The following is a 19,099-nucleotide window of genomic DNA, read 5'->3' on the forward strand; positions in this document are numbered from 1 at the left end:
GACTGTGGCTCATGGCAGCGTGGTATTACGATGATAAGGCGGTCACTGCGCCTGCTCGCCATCAAAGGCGTCGAGCGTCCTGACCGAGTACACAAGGGCAGCGCCCGCATTGACCGAGATGGCGGTGCCCAGAGCTTCAATGATTTCCGCGCGCGTGGCACCGGCCTTGATGGCGGCCGCCGTATGAACGCTGATACAGCCGTCACAACGGCTGGTCACCGCGACCGCCAGTGCGATCAGTTCATTGACCTTGTCGCCCAGGAGGCTGGTCTGCCGCGATGCCGCACCCAGGGCCTGATAGCCCTTGATGATGTCGGGGCTGGTTTTGGCAATCGACCCGACGCCGGCGGCCAGTTGCTGACGATATGTCTTCCAATCCAGAATTTGCATGAGATAGCTCCTTTGATTTGTCGGAGCAAAAATATTCCAAAATAGCTTTCTTTCAACGCCATACAGGCGCATATTTTTGATCTGACGGATCAACCCTGGCCTGGAGACGAAATGGACGGAGATGCTTTTTCAGGTTTGGCCCCCTTCCTGCGGGTCACGCCCGAACTGCAACTGATCTGCCGGTTTGGCGACCAGTGGCGTGCTGACCATGCCCGGGAAAGCGGTGACTGGGCGCCCTTCCATATTATTACCGAAGGCCAGTGCAGGCTCGATGTCGGATCGGCCAGGTATTTGCTGTCTGCCGGGGACGTTGCGCTCCTGCCGCACGGCAGCCCGCACCTGATACATTCGCTTACCAGTATGCCAAAAGTCGAAGAGCGCTATAGCCACCGCCTGCATAATGGCATCGTTGTACGCACAAATGGCGAACCACCCGATACCCAACTGGTCTGCGGTCGTCTCAGATTTGAAACTCTCCGCAACAACATGGTTCTGGCCGCCTTGCCGACGGTCATCGTCGTGAAACAGGCGGACGGTCAGGATGCCGGGCGATTGCGCACCCTGATTGAAGCCATGACCGCCGAGCTTGAAGCCGATGATCTGGGCAGCGGCAGTGTGGCCATGACGCTTGCCAGCGCCATCCTGATGATCGTTCTGCGGGCCTTTTTCAACGGAAACGCAACGGCGCCGGGGCTGTTGTCCCTGCTGGCGGATCCAAAGACAGGGCGTGTTATGCTGGCGGTGTTTCAGCGGATAGATCATCCCTGGGCCCTCGACGAACTGGCCAATATCGCTAATACGTCACGCGCGACACTCGTTCGGGCGTTTCAGCGCGCGGTCGGTATGGCGCCGCTGGCGTTTTTGATCGAATTGCGTCTCGATCTGGCGCGCCGACGTGTCCGGCTTGAAAAAACGCCCCTGGCAAGGATCGCAGAAGAAACGGGATACCTGTCGCAAAGCGCCTTCCATCGCGCCTTTCAGCGCCGGTTCGGCATAGCGCCCGGCGCGTATCGAAAGACGGCCTAATTGTCTCCCAAGCGCGCGACCACAAGCTGGATCAGGGCCCTCAGGCGCGCCAGCTTGCCGAGATCACGGTGATAGCCGAAAAAGAGATCGCGGGCGGGCGGTACATCGCCGAGATCGACGACCTCAAGGTCTTCCAACTGTTCGGCAAGACGCCGCGGTAAAACGGCGAGCCCGGCTCCCATCCGGCACAGCCGCGCCTGCGCTTCACGGTTATTGCTGCGAAAAACAACAGGGGCATCCGGACGCAGGGCTCTCAACCATTTTACGTCAGGCAGATGATCGAGGGCTGTGTCCATCAGGATCAGTCCCATGGCAGAGTGATCCTTGCCCATTTGTTTGTAAACAGCATAGGTCTGGGTCAGCAGGCGGCGCTGGCGGACATCGGGCTCGTCAAAAGCGCCGATACGAAAGACCAGATCCGCTTCTCTTCGGGACAGGCTGTAAAGGCGTGCATCGGTCACCAGCTCAACCGTCACAGCCGGGTGCATCAGGCTGAACTCGGCCAGAACCGGTGCCAGGACGTAGGTTCCGAACCACTCAGAGGCCGACAAGCGAAGGAAACCGCTCAAGCTGTCCGGTTGAGCGCCGGTCTGCCGGGCGATGCTTAAGGCCTCTTCCTCCATCCGCTCGGCATGACCCAGCACCGCCAGGCCTTCATCGGTCAGGACAAAGCCAGCCGGGGTGCGTTGAAACAGGCTCTGCCCCAATGCCGCCTCCAGTGCGCGCAATCGTCGGCCCAGTGTGGGCTGGGTCTGGCCAATCTGCCGCGCCGCGCCGCCCAGCGTCCCCGCCCTTGCTACGGCCAGAAATATCTTGAGGTCACTCCACTCCATTGACGCTCCTAAACATTTTTGCACGATAGATATGCAATAACGATAATTTCATGTCAATTTCGCATGGGGTAAATAGAGGGCAGTTTTCAGAATAAGGAATTTTCTCATGCGCGCCGCCCTGCTCCCCACCGCTCAAACTGACTTCATCGTCACCGAACTTGCCAAACCCGAACCCAAATCCGGCCAGGTGCTGGTTCGTATTGTCGCCAGCGGCGTCAATCCGCTCGACACCAAGATCCGGGCGGGCGGCGCGGCACATGCGCGCCAGCCTCTGCCAGCCGTGCTGGGCATGGATCTCGCGGGCGTCGTAGAGGCCATCGGCGAGGGGGTGACGGATTTTAAGCTCGGCGATGACGTTTTCGGCATGGCAACCGGCATTGGCGGCCAGCAAGGATCTCAGGCCGAATTTGCCGCCGTTGACGCTGATTTTCTGGCCCTGAAGCCCGCCTCGCTCGACTTTCGCCAGGCGGCAGCCCTGCCACTGGTCGTCATTACCGCATGGGAGGGTCTGGTTGACCATGCCCATGTCCAGCCAGGGCAGACGGTTCTCGTTCAGGGCGGCGCTGGCGGGGTCGGTCATGTCGCGGTGCAGATAGCAAAAGCTCTGGGCGCCACGGTCTATGCCACCGCTTCTCAAAAGGATTTTCCTTACCTGACCAGCCTCGGCGCAATACCTGTCGATCGCGACCTGCCGGTCGCCGATATGGTCGCCCGGTATGCCTCCGGCGAAGGCTTTGATATTGTTTATGATACGGTGGGCGGTGCCGCCATCGACGCGGCTTTTGAGGCCGTGAAGTGCCGTGGCCACGTCACCAGCGCCCTTGGCCGCGAAGCCCATAATCTGGCACCCCTGTCTTTGCGCGCCGCCACCTATTCGGCCGTCTTCACCCTCCTGCCCCTGCTCACGGGAAAGGGGCGCAAGCATCACGGCGACATCCTGCGGGAAATCGCCAGACAGGCAGACGCCGGTAAGCTTGTGCCGCGCCTTGATCCGCGCCGCTTTGGCCTGTCGGATGTTACCGCAGCGCATGAGGCGGTTACCAGCCAGCCGACCGGCAAGGTGATCATCGACATCGCCTGATCCTGCGCCACCTTTGGCGGGTGCGCGCCCAGACCGGTCGTACGACGCTTTTTTGCTGGAGACGTTTTTCCTGCGCGGCGCTTGTCAATGACACCGGTTTCCTTTACATCTTTCATCAAGTTGCCGACAACAGGCGCGAAACATTAGCAGGCGGCGGGATTCAACGTGGCGGACATCAGCGTTAGGCTCAGCGACGTGACCAAAAGCTTTGGTGGCCATGAGGTCATCAAGGGCATTTCACTCGAAGTGGAAAAGGGCGAACTGGTCGTTTTCGTCGGCCCGTCGGGCTGCGGAAAATCAACGCTGCTGCGCCTGATCGCAGGCCTCGACACCCCCACCTCAGGCAGCATCCAGATTTCTGGCCAGGATGTCACCTTTGCCCATCCGTCGAAGCGCGGCGTGGCGATGGTGTTCCAGTCCTACGCGCTTTATCCCCATATGACGGTTGAGGACAATATTGGTTTTGCCTTGAAGATCAAAGGCATGTCTAAAATAGATGTGAGATCGCGCGTGGCCCGCGCTGCCGATATATTGCAACTGACGCCTTTGCTGAAGCGCCTGCCCAAGGCGCTGTCGGGCGGTCAGCGCCAGCGCGTCGCCATTGGCCGCGCCATTGTGCGCGAACCGGATGTGTTTCTGTTCGACGAGCCCCTGTCCAATCTCGATGCGAGCCTGCGCGGTCAGATGCGCGTCGAAATCGCCCGCCTGCACGCCAATCTGGGCGCCACCTCGGTCTATGTCACCCATGATCAGGTCGAGGCCATGACACTGGCGTCCAAGATCGTGGTTTTGAATGGCGGGCGCATCGAGCAGATCGGTTCGCCGCTTGAGCTGTATCGCCGCCCGGCCAATCTGTTCGTGGCCGGTTTTATCGGCTCGCCACGCATGAATATGCTGCCCGCCACGCTCGATTCCAGCGGGCCCGCGCAGGTGACTCTGGCCACGGCGCAAGGCCCCCTCACCCTGCCGAGACAGGGCGTCGGGGCCATGAAGGGCGGAAAGATCACCTTGGGTTTGCGCCCCGAACATATCCATCTGGCGGGTGCGGAGGAGGCGGACGCCCTCACCGGCTGCGTCCATCTGGTCGAACGGCTGGGCGGGGAAACCTTCGCCTATGTCACGCTTGATGGCTTCGATGCCGCGCCTTTGATCGTGCGGCTGGATGGTGAAAGCGATGTGACGCCGCAAGCTGAGGTGCGCCTGAGCTTTGACCACGACCGCGCCCATCTGTTCGGCGCAGATGGCAAGGCGCTGGGCGCACCGGTTGAGGCCATCTGACATGTATCAGAACAAACTCACCGGCTCGCTCTATATCTCGCCCTTCATCATCGGCTTTGCGGTCTTCACGGCCTTTCCGTTTCTGGCCTCGTTTGTGTTGAGCCTGACCGACGCCCATTTGCAGGACCAACTCGGCGAGGCTCATTTCATCGGCCTGTCCAACTATGCCGCCATGTGGCGCGACGCCACCTTTCACAAAAGCCTAAGCGTCACCTTCATCTATGTGCTGCTGACCGTGCCGCTGAAGCTGGCCTTCGCGCTGTTGATGGCGGTTCTGCTCAATTTCCGCCTGCGCGCCATCGGCCTGTTCCGCACGGTGTTTTACCTGCCGTCGATCCTCGGCGGTTCGGTGGCCGTGGCAGTCGTGTGGCGCTTTGTGTTCGCTGGCGACGGCCTGATCAATCAGGTGCTGCACCTGATGCACTTAAGCGGCGTCAACTGGCTGGGCGAACCGTCCACCGCCATGTTCTCGTTGGTTTTGCTGCGCCTGTGGGAGTTCGGCTCGGCGATGGTGGTGTTTCTGGCGGGCTTAAAAGCCATTCCGTCCGATCTGTATGAAGCCGCCGATCTCGACGGGGCGTCGCGCCTGCGCCAGTTTATCTTCATCACCCTGCCGCTTTTAACGCCGGTGATCTTCTTCAACTTCATCATGCAGATCGTGCAGGCGTTTCAGGAGTTTAACGGCCCCTATATCATCACCGGCGGCGGGCCCATGAAATCAAGCTATCTGCTGCCTTTGATGATCTATGAGGAAGCGTTTAAATATTTCAATCTCGGCTATGCCTCGGCCCTGTCATGGGTTCTGTTCCTCATCATCGCCGTCTTCACCGCCGTGGCCTTCTGGTCGCAGGGCAAGTGGGTGTTTTACGCCCAAGAGTCGAAGGGGGACTGAGCATGGCCGTTCAATCTATCGACACCTGGCGCAAATACCTGCCCGCCGCCAATGCCTTTGTCCGCTATGGTCTGCTGATCGCCGTGGGATTTCTGATGCTCTATCCGCTTTTGTGGATGGTGGGTTCGGCCTTCAAGAACAACCACGACATCTTCACCACCATCGGCTTCATCCCGCATCACCCGACGGCGGATGGCTTCAAAAACGGCTGGAAGACTTCGACCGAATATACGTTTGGCCATTACCTGATCAATACGATGAAGATCGTCATCCCCAAGGTGATCTGCACGGTGATCTCGTCGGTCATCGTGGCCTATGGTTTCGCGCGTTTCGCCATTCCGGGCCGCAAGGTCTGGTTTGCGCTGCTGATGGCTACCGTGCTGCTGCCGAAAAGCGTGCTGCTGATCCCGCAATATCTGATGTTCCGCCAGTTCGGCTGGCTCGATACCTATCTGCCGCTCTATGTGCCGCAGGCCTTTGCGGTCGAAGGTTTCTTCGTCTTCCTGATCATCCAGTTCATGCGCTCGCTGCCGCGCGATATGGAAGAGGCGGCGGTGATGGATGGCTGCAACTCGTTTCAGGTGCTGACCCTGATCGTGGCGCCGGTCATCCTGCCCGCCATTATTTCGGTGGCCCTGTTCCAGTTCATGTGGTCGATGAACGACTTCATTCAACCGTTAATTTACCTGTCGTCGGTCGATAAATACCCGGTGTCGCTGGCGCTGAAAATGTCGATCGACGTCACCGAAGCGACCAACTGGAACGAGATCCTCGCCATGTCGGCCATTGCGCTTGCCCCATCTCTGATCCTGTTCTTCGTCGCGCAGAAATACTTTGTCGATGGCGTCACGTCGGGAGCGGTCAAGGGATGAGCCTGCATCGCCGTCATCTGTTGAGTGGACTGGCTTCCTCAGGTCTGGCGGCCTCCGGTCTGGTTGCCTCAGGTCTGGCTGCCTGCTCCGCCCGCCCGAAAGCCTCCACCGGCAAGAAGGTGTCCCTGCGCATGAGTTGGTGGGGCGGTTCGTCGGCGCACAAGGCCACGCTGTCGGCGCTCAAAATCTTCATGCAGCGTTATCCCCATATCGAGGTGACCGGCGAATATACCGGCTTTATCGGCCATCTGGAGCGCCTGACCACCCAGATTGCCGGCCATACCGCGCCCGACCTGATGCAGATCAACTGGTACTGGCAGATCCTGTTTTCGCGCGACGGCACAGGCTTTTACGATCTCGACCGGCTGTCGCACATCATTGATTTATCGCAGTTTGATCCGCGCACCCTCGATATGGGTCGGCGCGGCGGCCATCTGAATGCCCTGTCTTTGTCGAATGCGGCGCGGCTCTTCTATTTCAACCGCACCACTTTTGATCAGGCAGGGCTGTCCTTACCGGCAAGCTGGGACGATCTGCTGACGGCGGGGCCTAAGCTGCAAGCGAAACTGGGCGACGCCTATTACGCGATGGACGCCACCTTTCAGGATTTCACGGCTCTGGGCCGCTCCTATATCGTGCAGAAAACCGGCAAGGCGATGGTCGATGATGTCCATAAGCGGCTCAACTGCACGCCGGATGACATGGCCGAAATGGCGTGGCTCTATGGCCGGATGACCGGAAATCACGGCCTGCCGTCCGCCAGGTACCGCGCCTCATTCGGCAATGTGGCCCAGCAGGAATTGCGCCCGTGGATCAATGGCCAGTTCGCCGGATGCTATTTGTGGAACTCGTCGATCGACAAATTCACGGACACTCTGGCGCACGGCGAGAAGCTGAAACTGGCGCCCTATCCCTTGCGTCCCGGCGCGACCGATGCCGGACTTCTGTATCGTCCGTCAATGATGTTTGCGATCAACAGCCGCACCAAATATCCCGAAGAAACGGCGCTTTTGCTGAACTTTCTGATGAATGATCCGGCGGGGGTGCGCGCTATGGGTCTGGTGCGCGGCATCCCCGATTCCCGCATTGGCCGCGCCACTCTGGCGGCGGATGGGACCATTACAGGCCTCAAGGCCGACAGCGAGGTCGAGCTGGCCAAACTGCCGATCACCGTCACTGAAAGCCCGTGGTTCGAGCATCCGCGCGTGCGCGACGGCTTTCAGGATATTCTCGAAATGCAGGGCTATGGTGTGCTGAGCGAAAAAGAGGCCGGTCAGCGACTATATGATGACATCAATGCGATACTGGCCAGAGTGATAAGATGAGAGTGATAAGATGAGGGAAATCGTCTTTCATCCTCCCCTGCGCAGCGGGGGAGGTGTCGAGCAAGCGCAGCGCGTCGAGACGGAGGGGCCCTCTGGCTGCGGTCATGCCCCCTCCGTCGCGGACTTCGCCGCGCCACCTCCCCCGCTGCGCAGGGGAGGATGAGTTGACGATCATGACCCCTTCCCTCACCCTGATCTGCGCCCTGCCGAACTCGCTGACCTTTGAGCTGCGCAATGGTGCGTGCTTCGAGAGCGATACGCCGCATCAGATTCTCGTCAATGGCGCGCAAGTGCTTTCCACCACCCGCAATGTCTTCACCCTGCGCGGCCTGATGAGCGCTACAGACCACCGCGTCGAGGTGCGTTCCGGCGGCAAGAGCTTCAAAACCACGGCCCGCACCGCCCCTTTAAGCGTCGTCCTCCATCCTGAGGATTTCGGCGCGAAAGGCGATGGCGTGGCCGACGACACGCGCGCCCTGCAAGCCGCCCTGTCGGCCTGTCCGCCCGATGGCGTGGTGCGGCTGGCCAAGACCTATCTGTCCGGCCCTCTGTTTCTGAAAAGCCGGATGAATCTCGAAATCCTGAAGGGTGCAAAACTGCTGGGTGTGCGCGACATCGCTCAGTGGCCCATCCTTCCGGGTATATTGTATGATGAGCAGGGCATTGAAAAAGCCTGGCTTGGCTCATGGGAGGGCCAGCCACAGGGCTGCCACGCCGCGCTTCTCAATATCCTCAGCGCCTCGCAGGTCAGCATCTATGGCGAGGGGCTGATCGACGGCCAGGCCGGTTTCGATACCTGGTGGGCGCACCCGAAAACCCCCTATAGCGGAAGCTGGCGGCCACGCCTGATCTTCTGCGTTGACAGCGACAACCTGACCTTTGAGGGCTTTACCCTGGCCAATTCGCCGTCATGGAATCTGCACCCGCTCCATTGCCGTCAGGTGACCGCCGCCTGTCTCAATATCACCGCCCCCGCCAACAGTCCGAATACCGATGGTTTTGACCCCGAAAGCTGCGAAGATGTGGTGGGGGCCGGTATCCATTTCACGGTCGGCGATGATTGCATCGCCATCAAATCGGGCAAGATCGAGATGGCCAAAAAGGCGCTGCGGCCAACGCGCGGCGTGCACATCTCCAACTGCTGGATGCAGGACGGCCACGGCGGCGTCACGCTCGGCTCGGAAATGGCGGCGGGCGTTTACGGCGTGGTGGTGCGCGACTGCCGCTTTACCGGCACCGACCGCGGGGTGCGCGTCAAGACACGGCGCGGTCGCGGCAAGGACGCCATCGTCAAGGGGGCGTGGTTCGATAATATCGAGATGAACGGCGTCGGCACCGCCTTTGTCATCAACAGCTTCTACTGGGCCGATGCGGACGGCAAGACCGATTATGTCGGCTCGCGCGCCCCGCAGCCGGTCAGCGACCTGACGCCGTGGCTGGGCGGTTTCAAACTGACCCATATCCGCTGCGAAAATGTCCGCAACGCCGTCGTTTATCTGCTCGGCCTGCCCGAACAGCCGATCGAAGGCATCGACATCGACGGGCTTTATGCCCGCTTCGATCCCGCCGCCAAGCCGGAACCGCCTGATATGGCCGCCTCGATCCCGCCGGAGCTGCATCGCGGCATCTATATCGTCAATGCCCGCCATATCCGCCTCAGACATATCGACATAGAAGGTCAGGCGGGCGACAAAATCCATCTGGAGAATGTGTCGTGATCGTGCTGCCCGCTATCCCCGACAATGTAAAGACAGCGCCGGTGAAGCGCAGCTTTCATCTCGGCCGCGACACGATTTCCGGGCTATCGGCGTTCGGCGCGCAGGTGCCGGTTTTCGTCGAATCCTACCTGCGCACCTGGACGCCTTACCGGTCGTTCTGGAACTATGAAGACGGCTGCGTCTGGACCGGGGCGCTGGCGCTGTATGAGGCCACGGCTGATCAGGCCCTGCTTGATTTCGTGCGCTCCGAGGCAGGTCTGCGCATCACGCCCGAAGGTGGCATCCCCAGCTTCGACCCGTCCGAATACAATATTGACGGCGTGCAGGCGGGCCGCGTTCTGGCCCCGCTGTTCCGCCTGACCGGCGAGGCGCGTTACCGTCAGGCGATGGATACGCAGTTCGTCCAGCTCGAAAGCCATCCGCGCACGCAATCGGGCAATTACTGGCACAAGCAGATCTATCCGCATCAGGTCTGGCTCGACGGCCTGTACATGGCCCAGCCCTTCCAGACGCAATATGCGCTGGCGGCGGGCAGGCCTGAGCTGTTTGCCGATACGGTGCGCCAGTTTCTGCACGTTGAAAAGGTGCTGAAAGACCCGAAAACCGGCCTCTGTTATCACGGCTGGGACGAGAGCCGCGCCGAGCGCTGGGCCAATCCCGAAACCGGTTGTTCGCCCTGTTTCTGGGGGCGCGCTATGGGCTGGTGGGTAATGGCGCTGGCCGATGTTTATGAGCTGTCCGCAGGGCTTGATGAAGCGGGCCGCGCTGAAATCGCCCGGCTTTTGCGCGATACCGCCACCGCCTTGATGGCGGCGCGCTCGCCGGCCGGCCTGTGGTGGCAGGTGCTGGGTCAGGGGAGCCGCGACGGCAATTACGAAGAGGTTTCGGCTTCGCTAATGATCGCTTATGCCCTGATGAAGGGCGCGCGCCTCGGCGTGCTGTCCGTCGATTGCGCCACGGCCGGACGCCACGCGCTCAACACGCTTTGCGCGCGATTTGTCACGCCCTCGGCGCTGGACGGCATTTGCGGCGTTGCGGGGCTAGGCAATACGCCTTACCGCGATGGCAGTTTTGCCTATTACCTGTCTGAAAAGATCACGCCCAACGACCCCAAGGGGGTGGCCGCCCTGCTGATGGCGCTGGCCGAAGGGCTCAGATCTTCCTGACCCACCCGACTTGCGGGAATCCTGCCGAAGCCACCCGCCAGAACATAAAGCTGCTTTTCAGCGTGTCCGGCAAGACGGAACTTTCATGACCGCGCGCCTGACAAGGCGCAATCCGCTGCCACGATGAACCGTATCAAATACTTGTTTTTACAAAATAATATATAGTTTACGACGGACTTCGGTGGCAAAAATGCCGCATCCTCCGCCAGTTTTGCCACCGGTGTCTTTTTTTGCGGAGCAGGCCTTGCGATGCAGAACAAACTATGTCTAAGTCAAGGCATACCTGGTGGCTTTATTGTCAAACTGTAATGACACCGGTGTCAAATAAGTCATTAAAATGGACGCAATCGATAGCGTTCCGACATTGAAAAAGGTTCGCCGGAGTCGCGTAACGAACTCAGGTAGCAGACCAGAACGGGGAGTGAATTTATGAAAACTGAGTCATCCAATGCCATAGTTGCGTCCGGTCGCCGTCGGGCCTCGCTCTATCTCGGCGCCTCTTTCGGCGTCCTCTTCAGCGTTCTGGCGGGTGCTGCTATGGCGCAGGACGCCGCCCCCGCCGCACCGGCGGCGGACGATTCCACCGTCGTCATCGTCACCGGCTTTCGCGGTTCGCTGCAATCGGCCCTGAGCGCCAAACGCAAGTCAGACGCGATTGTTGACGTGATTAAGTCGGAAGACATCGCGCAGTTCCCGGACAATAACCTTGCTGAAGCGCTGCAACGAATCCCAGGTGTAGCCATCGACCGCGACGGCGGCGAAGGTCGCACGATCACGGTGCGCGGCCTAGGCCCCGACTTCACCCGCGTGCGTTTGAATGGCATGGAGGCCCTCGCCACGACGGGGGGTAAGGATTCTTCGGGCGGCACCAATCGCGGCCGCGGCTTTGACTTCTCGGTCTTCGCCGCCGAACTGTTCCAGTCGGTCACCGTGCGCAAATCGCCCGAAGCCGCGACCGAAGAAGGCTCACTTGGCGCCACGGTCGATCTGCAAGCCCCGCATCCGTTTGACTACAAGGGCTTCACCATGGGTGGCGGCCTGCAAATGGGTTATAACGACCTGTCGAAGAACAAGAGTCCGAAAGGCTCCTTCCTGATTTCCAACCGCTGGGATGACGGCAAACTGGGCGCCTTGTTCTCGGTTGCCTATTCCGACAAGACCGAATTTGAAGAAGGCCCCTCTACCACACGCTGGGAAAACGCCTACAGTCCGTCATCGGTTGACCGGTTCGGTGCCTATTCCACCGATGGCGGAAAAACCTTTATTCCGATCAAGCAATGCGCCAAGAAAAGCTGTGATAGTGGCAAATCAACGCAAGGCCTACCCGCCACCGGCGATCCGCTGGCCGATGCCCTGTCCAATGCCCTGCATCCGCGCATTCCGCGTTATGGCCGTCTGACCTATCACCAGAAGCGCCTGGGTCTGACGGGTTCGTTCCAGATGAAACCAACGCCGGACACAACCATCACGCTGGACGCCCTTTACTCGGACTTCGTCGCCGACCGCGACGAGCAATATCTCGAAGCCATTTCGTTCAGCCGCGCCGGTACGCTTGGCAAGCCCACAACCGGCGGCGTGCCCAATATGCAGGTTTATGACTATACGATCGATAGCCAGGGCAACCTGATCAAGGGCAGCTTCAACAATACCGACATCCGCACCGAAAACCGCCACGACGCGCTGGAAACCCAGTTCGGCGAACTGGCCCTGACCTGGGATCAGAATATCGGCGATCATCTGAAGCTGAAAGGCTATCTCGGCGCGTCCAAATCGACCCAGATGAACCCGGAACAGACCACCCTGTCCTTCGATGCCTATGATGTGCAGGGCTATTCTTACGATTTCACCGATGAAAAGCATCCGGTCTTTACCTACGGCACCAGCCACGGCTGCTCCGTCGATCAGGCCTGTTACTGGCAGATGTCGGACTCAACGGCCCTGGGCGATGCCTCACTGGTGCGCCTGCGTCCCAACACCACCAAGAATGATTTCGGCACGGCCTCTTTGAGCGCCATCTATGATTTCGACAACGGCTTCAAGATTGAGGCTGGTGTGCAATCCAAGAAATACAGCTTCTCGACCAGCCAGTTCTGGCTGGCGGATTCGACAGAGCCCCTGCCCAGCGCCAATGGCCATGCCGCCTCGAACCTGCTCAATGCTGATCTTTTGTCCTATTCTCAGCCGATAACGGCTTTTGGCACCACCTGGCTGATGCCCGATCTGGCCAAGATCGACAACGCCATCCATTATAATTGTAACTGCGTCAACCAATATGGCGATTTTCGTCTGTCACAAACTACCGCCAAGGCTGCGCCCTATAATCAGGCCGCGACCGAACGCGATGGCTCCAGCTATGTGCAGGCCGATTTCAACCATGATGTCTTCGGTATCAATGTGCGCGGCAATCTCGGTGTGCGCTACGTGACCACCGATCAGACGGTGCAGGGCATACAGGCCAACAAGGCCGGCACCAGCTTCACCCATGTGACCACCGAACGTAAATATTCCGATACCCTGCCGGCGCTGAACATTATCGCCGAGCCGATCGACAATGTTCTGATCCGCTTCGCCGCCTCCAAGGTCATGGCGCGGCCCACTATGCAATCACTGGTGCCCAATGGCACGCTCGACCTGACGGCGGGCACCCCCACCTGGTCGGGCGGCAATCCCAACCTCAACCCGATCCGCGCTACCGATTACGATCTGAATGCCGAATGGTACTGGTCGAAGGACGCCCTGATTTCGGGCGGTCTGTTCTACAAAGACATCACCTCCTATATCCAGACCCTGTCCTATACCGGTACGCTCGCCGATCTCGGCGTTACGCAGGATCAGCTCGACGCGCAAGGTTACAGCCAGCTCAGCCCGGATACCTCAGCCACGATCAAGAATCCGGTCAATACGCCGGGTGGAATCCTGCGCGGCTGGGAATTCAACGTGCAGGACACCTTCAGTTTCCTGCCCTGGTACTTCAAAAATCTGGGCGGTGTGTTCAACTACACCCACGTCGATTCGACGATCAGCTACTATACCTCCGCTTCGACGACGAAGGGCGTCATCAAGGCCAATCTGCTCGGCATGTCGCCCAATTCCTGGAATACCACGCTTTATTATCAGGACTCGAAATTCGAGGCACGTATCACCGCCTCGCACCGCGACAAGTATCTGCAACAGCTCAACCCAGGTTCTGGTGCCGCCTTCCAGGGTAAGAACGGTATTACCGATATCGATGCACAGATTACCTATAATCTGACCAAGCACCTGACCCTGACCTTCCAGGGCATCAACCTGACCAATGTGCCAGACAGCGATTCCTTCGATTACTATGATACCGCGCAGGGCAATACCGACTCCAACGCCATGCTGGAATATCTGAACGATGGCCGCCAATACTATGTCGGCATCCGTTACAAGTACTGATCCTCTCTCCTCAACTGCTCAAACTTCGCAGGCGCTGTCGCAAGGCAGCGCCTCTTTTTTTGTCTGTTTTCGCGGTTCGGAAACCCGCCGGCAGCCGGACATGAAAAAGGCGGAAGGCCTACCACCTTCCGCCTTCCGCCCTGAGCCACACACCAGCCAATCTAGCCCGCCGGATGCATCTTCGCCCAATCAGCATAGACATCGAACGCCTTCTGTGGCGAGGTCGAGAACCAGTTATAGCCATTGCGGCGTTCAAGGCTGAGTTCGGCCACGTCATCATGCAGGCTTTTGTCGCGGTCGGCGAACACCGGCTTTCCTGTCTCGGCGTCATAATAACGCGCCCAGATCGGCCCTGCGCCCGGCGAAGATACAAGCTCACGCCCCTTGTCGGTGCGCGTCCAGGCAAGATCGCGCAGTTCGTGCGCCTTCAGCCATGCCACGGCGTCATGCACCACAGCGATGACGGCGGGCGACGGATCGGGCTGCTGCATCAGGAAGATCAGCACATCCGAACTTTCATCACTGGCAAGGGCGGGCGGCTCGAAATTACGCGCCGATTCCGGTTGCAGGGTCAGCGGATCGTATTGCTGCGCCCATATCGTCGGCATAGCGCCGACCCTGACCTGCGTGGCCAGAATAACCTGCACAGCCTTCGCCGCCGCCGCGCCCGCCGCTTTACGCACATCGGGCGGCACAAAGGCATAGTCCCCCTTGCCTGAGGCCGCATCGCTCAGCACCATCGCCGCCAGCGCCACAGCATTATCATTATAGGTCACGCCGTCATGATAGCCGCCTTCCAGCGGCCAGACCTGCGGCCAGCCGCCGTTCGGATATTGCGCGTTGAGAAGATAGTGCACGCCCTTCAGAAAGCTTTTGCGATAGGCGTCGCCTTCCGGCCCAGGCACCTGGGCGGCGACCCTGGCCAGAAAGCGCATCTCCGTCGTGGTGGCGTTGTTGTCGAGCGTGCCGACATAGTTCCATTGCGGATCATGCGGCGTGTCGTAATCGTCGGGCCCAAGAAATTTTGAACTGTTATCGGCGACATAGGCCTGCCCCGGCTTTCGCAGCTCGCCATCGCGGCGCTGGTTCTTGCCCCAGCCGCCCGCCGGAGTCTGGAAGGAAACGATCACGTCGGCGATGTGGCGCGCTGGTGCCGTCGCATACCAGCCGTCGGGCTTGTCCAGCGGCAGGGTGTCGCCGTGGCCTTCCTGTGGCGGCGGCGGGATCTGTGCCAGCCCCTTGCGCTCGGCGCTCAGGGCCGCCTTGTCAGCGGCTTCTTGCGCCTTTGAACGCGCCAGATAGGCGGCCCACTCAGCGCCTTGCGCCTGTGGCAGCGCATCAAGGCGGCTTTGCGTCAGCGACAGGGCGGGCGGGTTCGTCCCGATCGTCGCGGCGCCTGCGCTACCCGCCCACAGCGCCACAACGCAAACCCCTGTCAGGGCCAATTTCAGCTTGATCCGATTCATAGCACCCTTCGCAGTCTTCCCTGTTATGGCCCCAGTTGATACCGGTGTCATTTCGATGTCAAGCGGATTAGCGCGGACTGGACTGAAGTTGCAGCCGCTCATAACGCATGTCGCGTCACGATTCGTCCGTCTTCCGTTTCCGCGCCCCTCGAAGTCACTTTTCTGTCAATAGCGGGGATTGACAAAGGGTGGACTGAGGCCGCACAAAGATGGCCAACAGCCCAAAAATCCATTGTCAAAATATCACGGGCGAACAGGGACACAGCTATATGACACCGGTTTCCAAAATCCATCTGATCACCGCCTGCGCGGCGTTCGCGCTGCTGGCTGGCATTGCGCGGGCGGCTGACGCACCCGTGCAGACCCAATGGGGGCTGGTCAGCGAACCGGCCATGCCGACGCATGTTTGCGCCACCCTGAAGGCCACCCTGACCTCGGATCACGGTTCGCTTGATGCGGTCGATGCGCAGGGCAAGACCACCCACCCCGACCAGGAACGGCTGCAAATGGCGATCGACGCCTGCCATGATGGGGCGGTGAAGCTGGTGGCGGGCGAACACGGTGAGGACGGCTTCCTGACCTCGCCGATCCAGCTCAGAACCGGCGTCATCCTGTGGATCGACAACGGCGTCACGCTGTTCGCCTCACGTGATCCAAAGGACTATGATAATGGCCCCGGCGACTGCGGCACGGCCAACCGGGTTGGCAAAAAATCCTGCACCTCGCTGATCTGGACAAAGAATGCCGATCATGCCGGGATCGTCGGCGCAGGCAGGATCGACGGGCGCGGCGGCTCCCTTTTGCTGAGCGGCCCGAACGCCGGCAAGCGCTCGTGGTGGGACGTGGCCTGGCAGACCAAACAGGGCCTGATCCAGCATAATTTCCGCCTGTTGCAGATTGACGGCGGCAAGGATTTCATCCTGCACGGCGTCACCTTTGAGAACAGCCCGAATTTTCACATCGTTTCCAACGGCCTGAGTGGCTTCACCGCCTGGGGTATCCGCATCCTGTCGCCGTCGATGGTCTATACGAAGCCGGGTTACGCCTGCCCGGAAGGTTCGACACCTGACACGGTAACGCCCGCCACCTGCTTCACGCCCGAAACGGTCAAGAACACGGACGGCTTCGATCCAGGCCAGTCCGACCATGTGCTTCTGGCCTATAGCTATATCTCGACCGGCGATGACAATGTCGCCATCAAGGCGCATGGCGACGCACCCGCCAGCCTGATCACCATTGCCCACAACCATTTCTATTATGGTCATGGCATGTCGCTGGGCTCCGAAACCGATTCCGGCGATCATGACATCCACGTCTATGACCTGTCGCTCGACGGCATGGACAGCGCCCAGAATAACGGTCTGCGCATCAAGTCGGACGCTTCCCGCGGCGGCAAGGTGACGAATGTGGTGTTTGAAGACATCTGTATGCGCGGCCAGCTCAATCCCATCGTGCTTGACACCGCCTATGCCAAAAAGTCGGGCACGGACTTTCCCGATTTTGCCGACATTACCTTGCGCAATGTCCATGATCTCGGCAGCGTGAAATTCAAGGATAAGCAGCGCATCGTGCTGCGCGGCTTTGATGATCAGGGTCAGCATCTGCCGTTGGGCGTGCGTTTTGATAATGTCGTCTTCGATCAGACACCGCTCGTCATCGGCAATCACAACCCGAAAGACGGCCCCGATCCGCTGGCCACCCACGTTATTTTCGGCCCCGGTCCGGTCAGCTTTGCCGGTCTGATCAAGCCCTCGACCGACCGCGATGTGACGGTGGACGACCAGCGCACGGGCGATGCCGCGCCGCGCGATTGCTCGGCGGCCTTCCCGAAACTGTCGGACGTGCTGGCCGATTCGCCGATTTAACCTTCCCCTCTCCCCATGCGCATGGGGAGAGGGATAAGAATGGGAGACTGCTTATGAACCGTCGCGAAACCCTGATCGGATTGGGCACGGCAGCCGCCGCCATCACCTTACCCGCGACGGCCGCCCCCGCCTTTTCCCAAACCGCCGCACCCGTGGTCACCACCACGAACGGACGGGTGCGTGGTCAGGTCAAGGGTGGGTGCGCCGTCTTCCTCGGCCTGCGCTATGGTGCGGATACCGGCCGGGCGCGTTTCCAGCCGCCGGTGAAACCCGAACCGTGGCATGACATCGCCGCCGCCGAAACCTACGGCAACGCCGCCCCGCAAAGCGGCAAGCCCGATGACTGCCCGCAATCGGAAGACTGCCTGTTTCTCAATATCTGGACACCGCAAGCCAGCCCGGCCAAAAAACGTCCTGTGCTGTTTTACATCCACGGCGGGGCCTATAATTCCGGCTCGGGCTCCGATCCGCTGTATGACGGCACAAATCTCGCCACGCATGGCGACGTGGTGGTGGTGACGGTCAATCACCGCCTCAACAGTTTCGGGTATCTCTATCTGGCGCGTTTAGAACGCGCTGTGTCGGGCGGTACTAACGCTTCGCGCCTTGAGCACACGCCCGACACGTTAAGACCCCTCCAATATTCCGGCAATACCGGTCAGATGGACCTGCATCTGGCGCTCACATGGGTGCGTGACAATATAGCCAGCTTCGGCGGCGATCCGGAGTGCGTCATGGTGTTCGGACAATCGGGCGGCGGGGCCAAGATCGCCACCATGATGGCCACGCCCGCCGCGACGGGCCTGTTCCACCGCGCCGCCACCATGAGCGGCCAGCAGGTGACGGCGTCCGGCCCCGGCAATGCGACGTTACGCGCGCAAGCCTATCTGAAGGCGCTTGGCCTCGGTAGCGATGCCGACAGCCTCGCCAAAATCCAGACCCTGCCGATAGCCGCGCTGATCGACGCCCTGCACGCCACAGACCCCGTGATCGGCTCAGGCGGCCTCTATTTCGGCCCGGTGCTGGATGAGACGATCCTGTTCCGCCACCCCTTCTGGCCCGACGCGCCGGAGCAATCGCGCCATATTCCGATGATGATCGGCAACACCCACGATGAGACGCGCGCCTTCCTCGGCAATGATCCGCACAATTTCGAGCTGACATGGGACGAACTGCCCGCCAGGCTGCCGCCGGCCTATCGCGTCGATATTGACCCGTATCTGGTCATCGAAACCTACCGCAAACTCTATCCCGCCATGACACCGAGCGAGGTCTTTTTTGCGGCTAGCACGGCTGGCCGGTCATGGCGCGGCGCCATCGAGGAGGACGAGGCCCGCGCCCGCCAAGGGGCGCCCGCCTTCGCCTATCAGGTCGATTTCAGTTCACCGCGCGACGGCGGCAAATACCGCGCCCAGCACATGATTGATATTCCACTTGTTTTCCGCAACACGGCGGTGCCGGGATCGCTGTCGGGCAACGGGCAGGATGCCCGTCATATGGCCGATCTGTTCTCCGACGCCTTCATCGCCTTTGCACGCTCAGGTTCGCCCCAGACGAACGCCCTGCCCGCCTGGACGCCCTATTCGCTCGAAAAACGCGAAACGATGGTGATGAATGTGACGCCACAGCTAGTCAATGATCCGCGCGGCGAAGAGCGCAAGCTGTTCGCCAGGGTGCCGTTTATCCAGCAGGGCACCTAACCCCTTCGCAGCGAGCTCCGGAGGTTCCGACCGGACAGACGCTTGGCCATCCGGTCGGTTTGCCCGT

General features: G+C 60.2%; 14 protein-coding genes. 11 read left to right on the plus strand and 3 right to left on the minus strand.

Going from position 1 to position 19,099, the window contains the following annotated elements:
- Positions 1-42: 42 nt before the first annotated feature.
- Entirely contained in the window at positions 43-390 is a 348-nt protein-coding gene (locus QB905_RS14155) for a carboxymuconolactone decarboxylase family protein (protein ID WP_282975781.1), read from the minus strand.
- 111 nt (positions 391-501) lie between these two features.
- Between QB905_RS14155 and QB905_RS14160 the strand changes: the two genes are divergently transcribed.
- The gene (locus tag QB905_RS14160; protein WP_282975782.1) at positions 502-1,416 is read left to right on the plus strand and encodes an AraC family transcriptional regulator; all 915 of its coding nucleotides are present in this window, start codon (positions 502-504) and stop codon (positions 1,414-1,416) included.
- On the opposite strand, the gene QB905_RS14165 is transcribed toward QB905_RS14160, so the two are convergent.
- A complete protein-coding gene (locus QB905_RS14165; RefSeq protein ID WP_282975783.1) occupies positions 1,413-2,249 on the minus strand; it encodes a LysR family transcriptional regulator in 837 nt (278 codons plus the stop codon). The two genes, QB905_RS14160 and QB905_RS14165, sit on opposite strands and share 4 nt — an antisense overlap.
- Positions 2,250-2,355: 106 nt before the next feature.
- On the opposite strand from QB905_RS14165, the gene QB905_RS14170 reads away from it, so the two are divergent.
- The 8 genes from QB905_RS14170 (at position 2,356) to QB905_RS14205 (ending at position 14,001) form a co-directional block, all read left to right on the plus strand.
- A complete protein-coding gene (locus tag QB905_RS14170) occupies positions 2,356-3,330 on the plus strand; it encodes a zinc-dependent alcohol dehydrogenase family protein (protein WP_282975784.1) in 975 nt (324 codons plus the stop codon).
- 165 nt (positions 3,331-3,495) lie between these two features.
- The gene (locus tag QB905_RS14175) at positions 3,496-4,608 is read left to right on the plus strand and encodes an ABC transporter ATP-binding protein (RefSeq protein ID WP_282975786.1); all 1,113 of its coding nucleotides are present in this window, start codon (positions 3,496-3,498) and stop codon (positions 4,606-4,608) included.
- Between the two features lies 1 nt (position 4,609).
- Entirely contained in the window at positions 4,610-5,500 is an 891-nt protein-coding gene (locus QB905_RS14180; protein ID WP_282975787.1) for a carbohydrate ABC transporter permease, read from the plus strand.
- 2 nt (positions 5,501-5,502) lie between these two features.
- Positions 5,503-6,372 carry a carbohydrate ABC transporter permease gene (locus QB905_RS14185; protein ID WP_282975789.1) on the plus strand — a complete coding sequence of 290 codons (870 nt, stop codon included), beginning with the start codon at positions 5,503-5,505 and terminating at the stop codon, positions 6,370-6,372.
- Entirely contained in the window at positions 6,369-7,697 is a 1,329-nt protein-coding gene (locus QB905_RS14190; RefSeq protein WP_282975791.1) for an ABC transporter substrate-binding protein, read from the plus strand. Before QB905_RS14185 ends, QB905_RS14190 begins: the two co-directional genes overlap by 4 nt.
- 173 nt (positions 7,698-7,870) lie before the next feature.
- Positions 7,871-9,415, plus strand: a complete 1,545-nt coding sequence (locus tag QB905_RS14195) for a glycoside hydrolase family 28 protein (RefSeq protein WP_282975793.1) — start codon at positions 7,871-7,873, stop codon at positions 9,413-9,415.
- Positions 9,412-10,581 (plus strand): glycoside hydrolase family 88/105 protein, encoded by a 1,170-nt coding sequence (locus QB905_RS14200; RefSeq protein ID WP_282975795.1) that lies wholly within the window; start codon positions 9,412-9,414, stop codon positions 10,579-10,581. The genes QB905_RS14195 and QB905_RS14200 overlap by 4 nt, the downstream gene beginning before the upstream one ends.
- A gap of 429 nt (positions 10,582-11,010) precedes the next feature.
- On the plus strand, positions 11,011-14,001 hold the full coding sequence (locus QB905_RS14205) for a TonB-dependent receptor (protein WP_282975797.1): 2,991 nt from the start codon (positions 11,011-11,013) through the stop codon (positions 13,999-14,001).
- A 161-nt stretch (positions 14,002-14,162) separates the two neighbouring features.
- Here the strand turns inward: QB905_RS14205 and pelA are convergent, their stop codons facing one another.
- Positions 14,163-15,467 carry a pectate lyase gene (gene pelA, locus QB905_RS14210; protein WP_282975798.1) on the minus strand — a complete coding sequence of 435 codons (1,305 nt, stop codon included), beginning with the start codon at positions 15,465-15,467 and terminating at the stop codon, positions 14,163-14,165.
- A gap of 269 nt (positions 15,468-15,736) precedes the next feature.
- Here pelA and QB905_RS14215 point away from each other — a divergent pair, with 269 nt between their 5' ends.
- Together QB905_RS14215 and QB905_RS14220 are read left to right on the plus strand one after the other, a co-directional pair.
- Positions 15,737-17,332 (plus strand): glycoside hydrolase family 28 protein, encoded by a 1,596-nt coding sequence (locus QB905_RS14215; RefSeq protein WP_282975799.1) that lies wholly within the window; start codon positions 15,737-15,739, stop codon positions 17,330-17,332.
- Positions 17,333-17,385: 53 nt separating this feature from the next.
- Positions 17,386-19,032, plus strand: a complete 1,647-nt coding sequence (locus tag QB905_RS14220) for a carboxylesterase/lipase family protein (protein WP_282975801.1) — start codon at positions 17,386-17,388, stop codon at positions 19,030-19,032.
- The last annotated feature ends 67 nt before the right edge of the window (positions 19,033-19,099 follow it).

Origin of the sequence: Asticcacaulis sp. EMRT-3, from assembly GCF_030027245.1 — a bacterium.
Classification (GTDB): Bacteria; Pseudomonadota; Alphaproteobacteria; order Caulobacterales; family Caulobacteraceae; genus Asticcacaulis.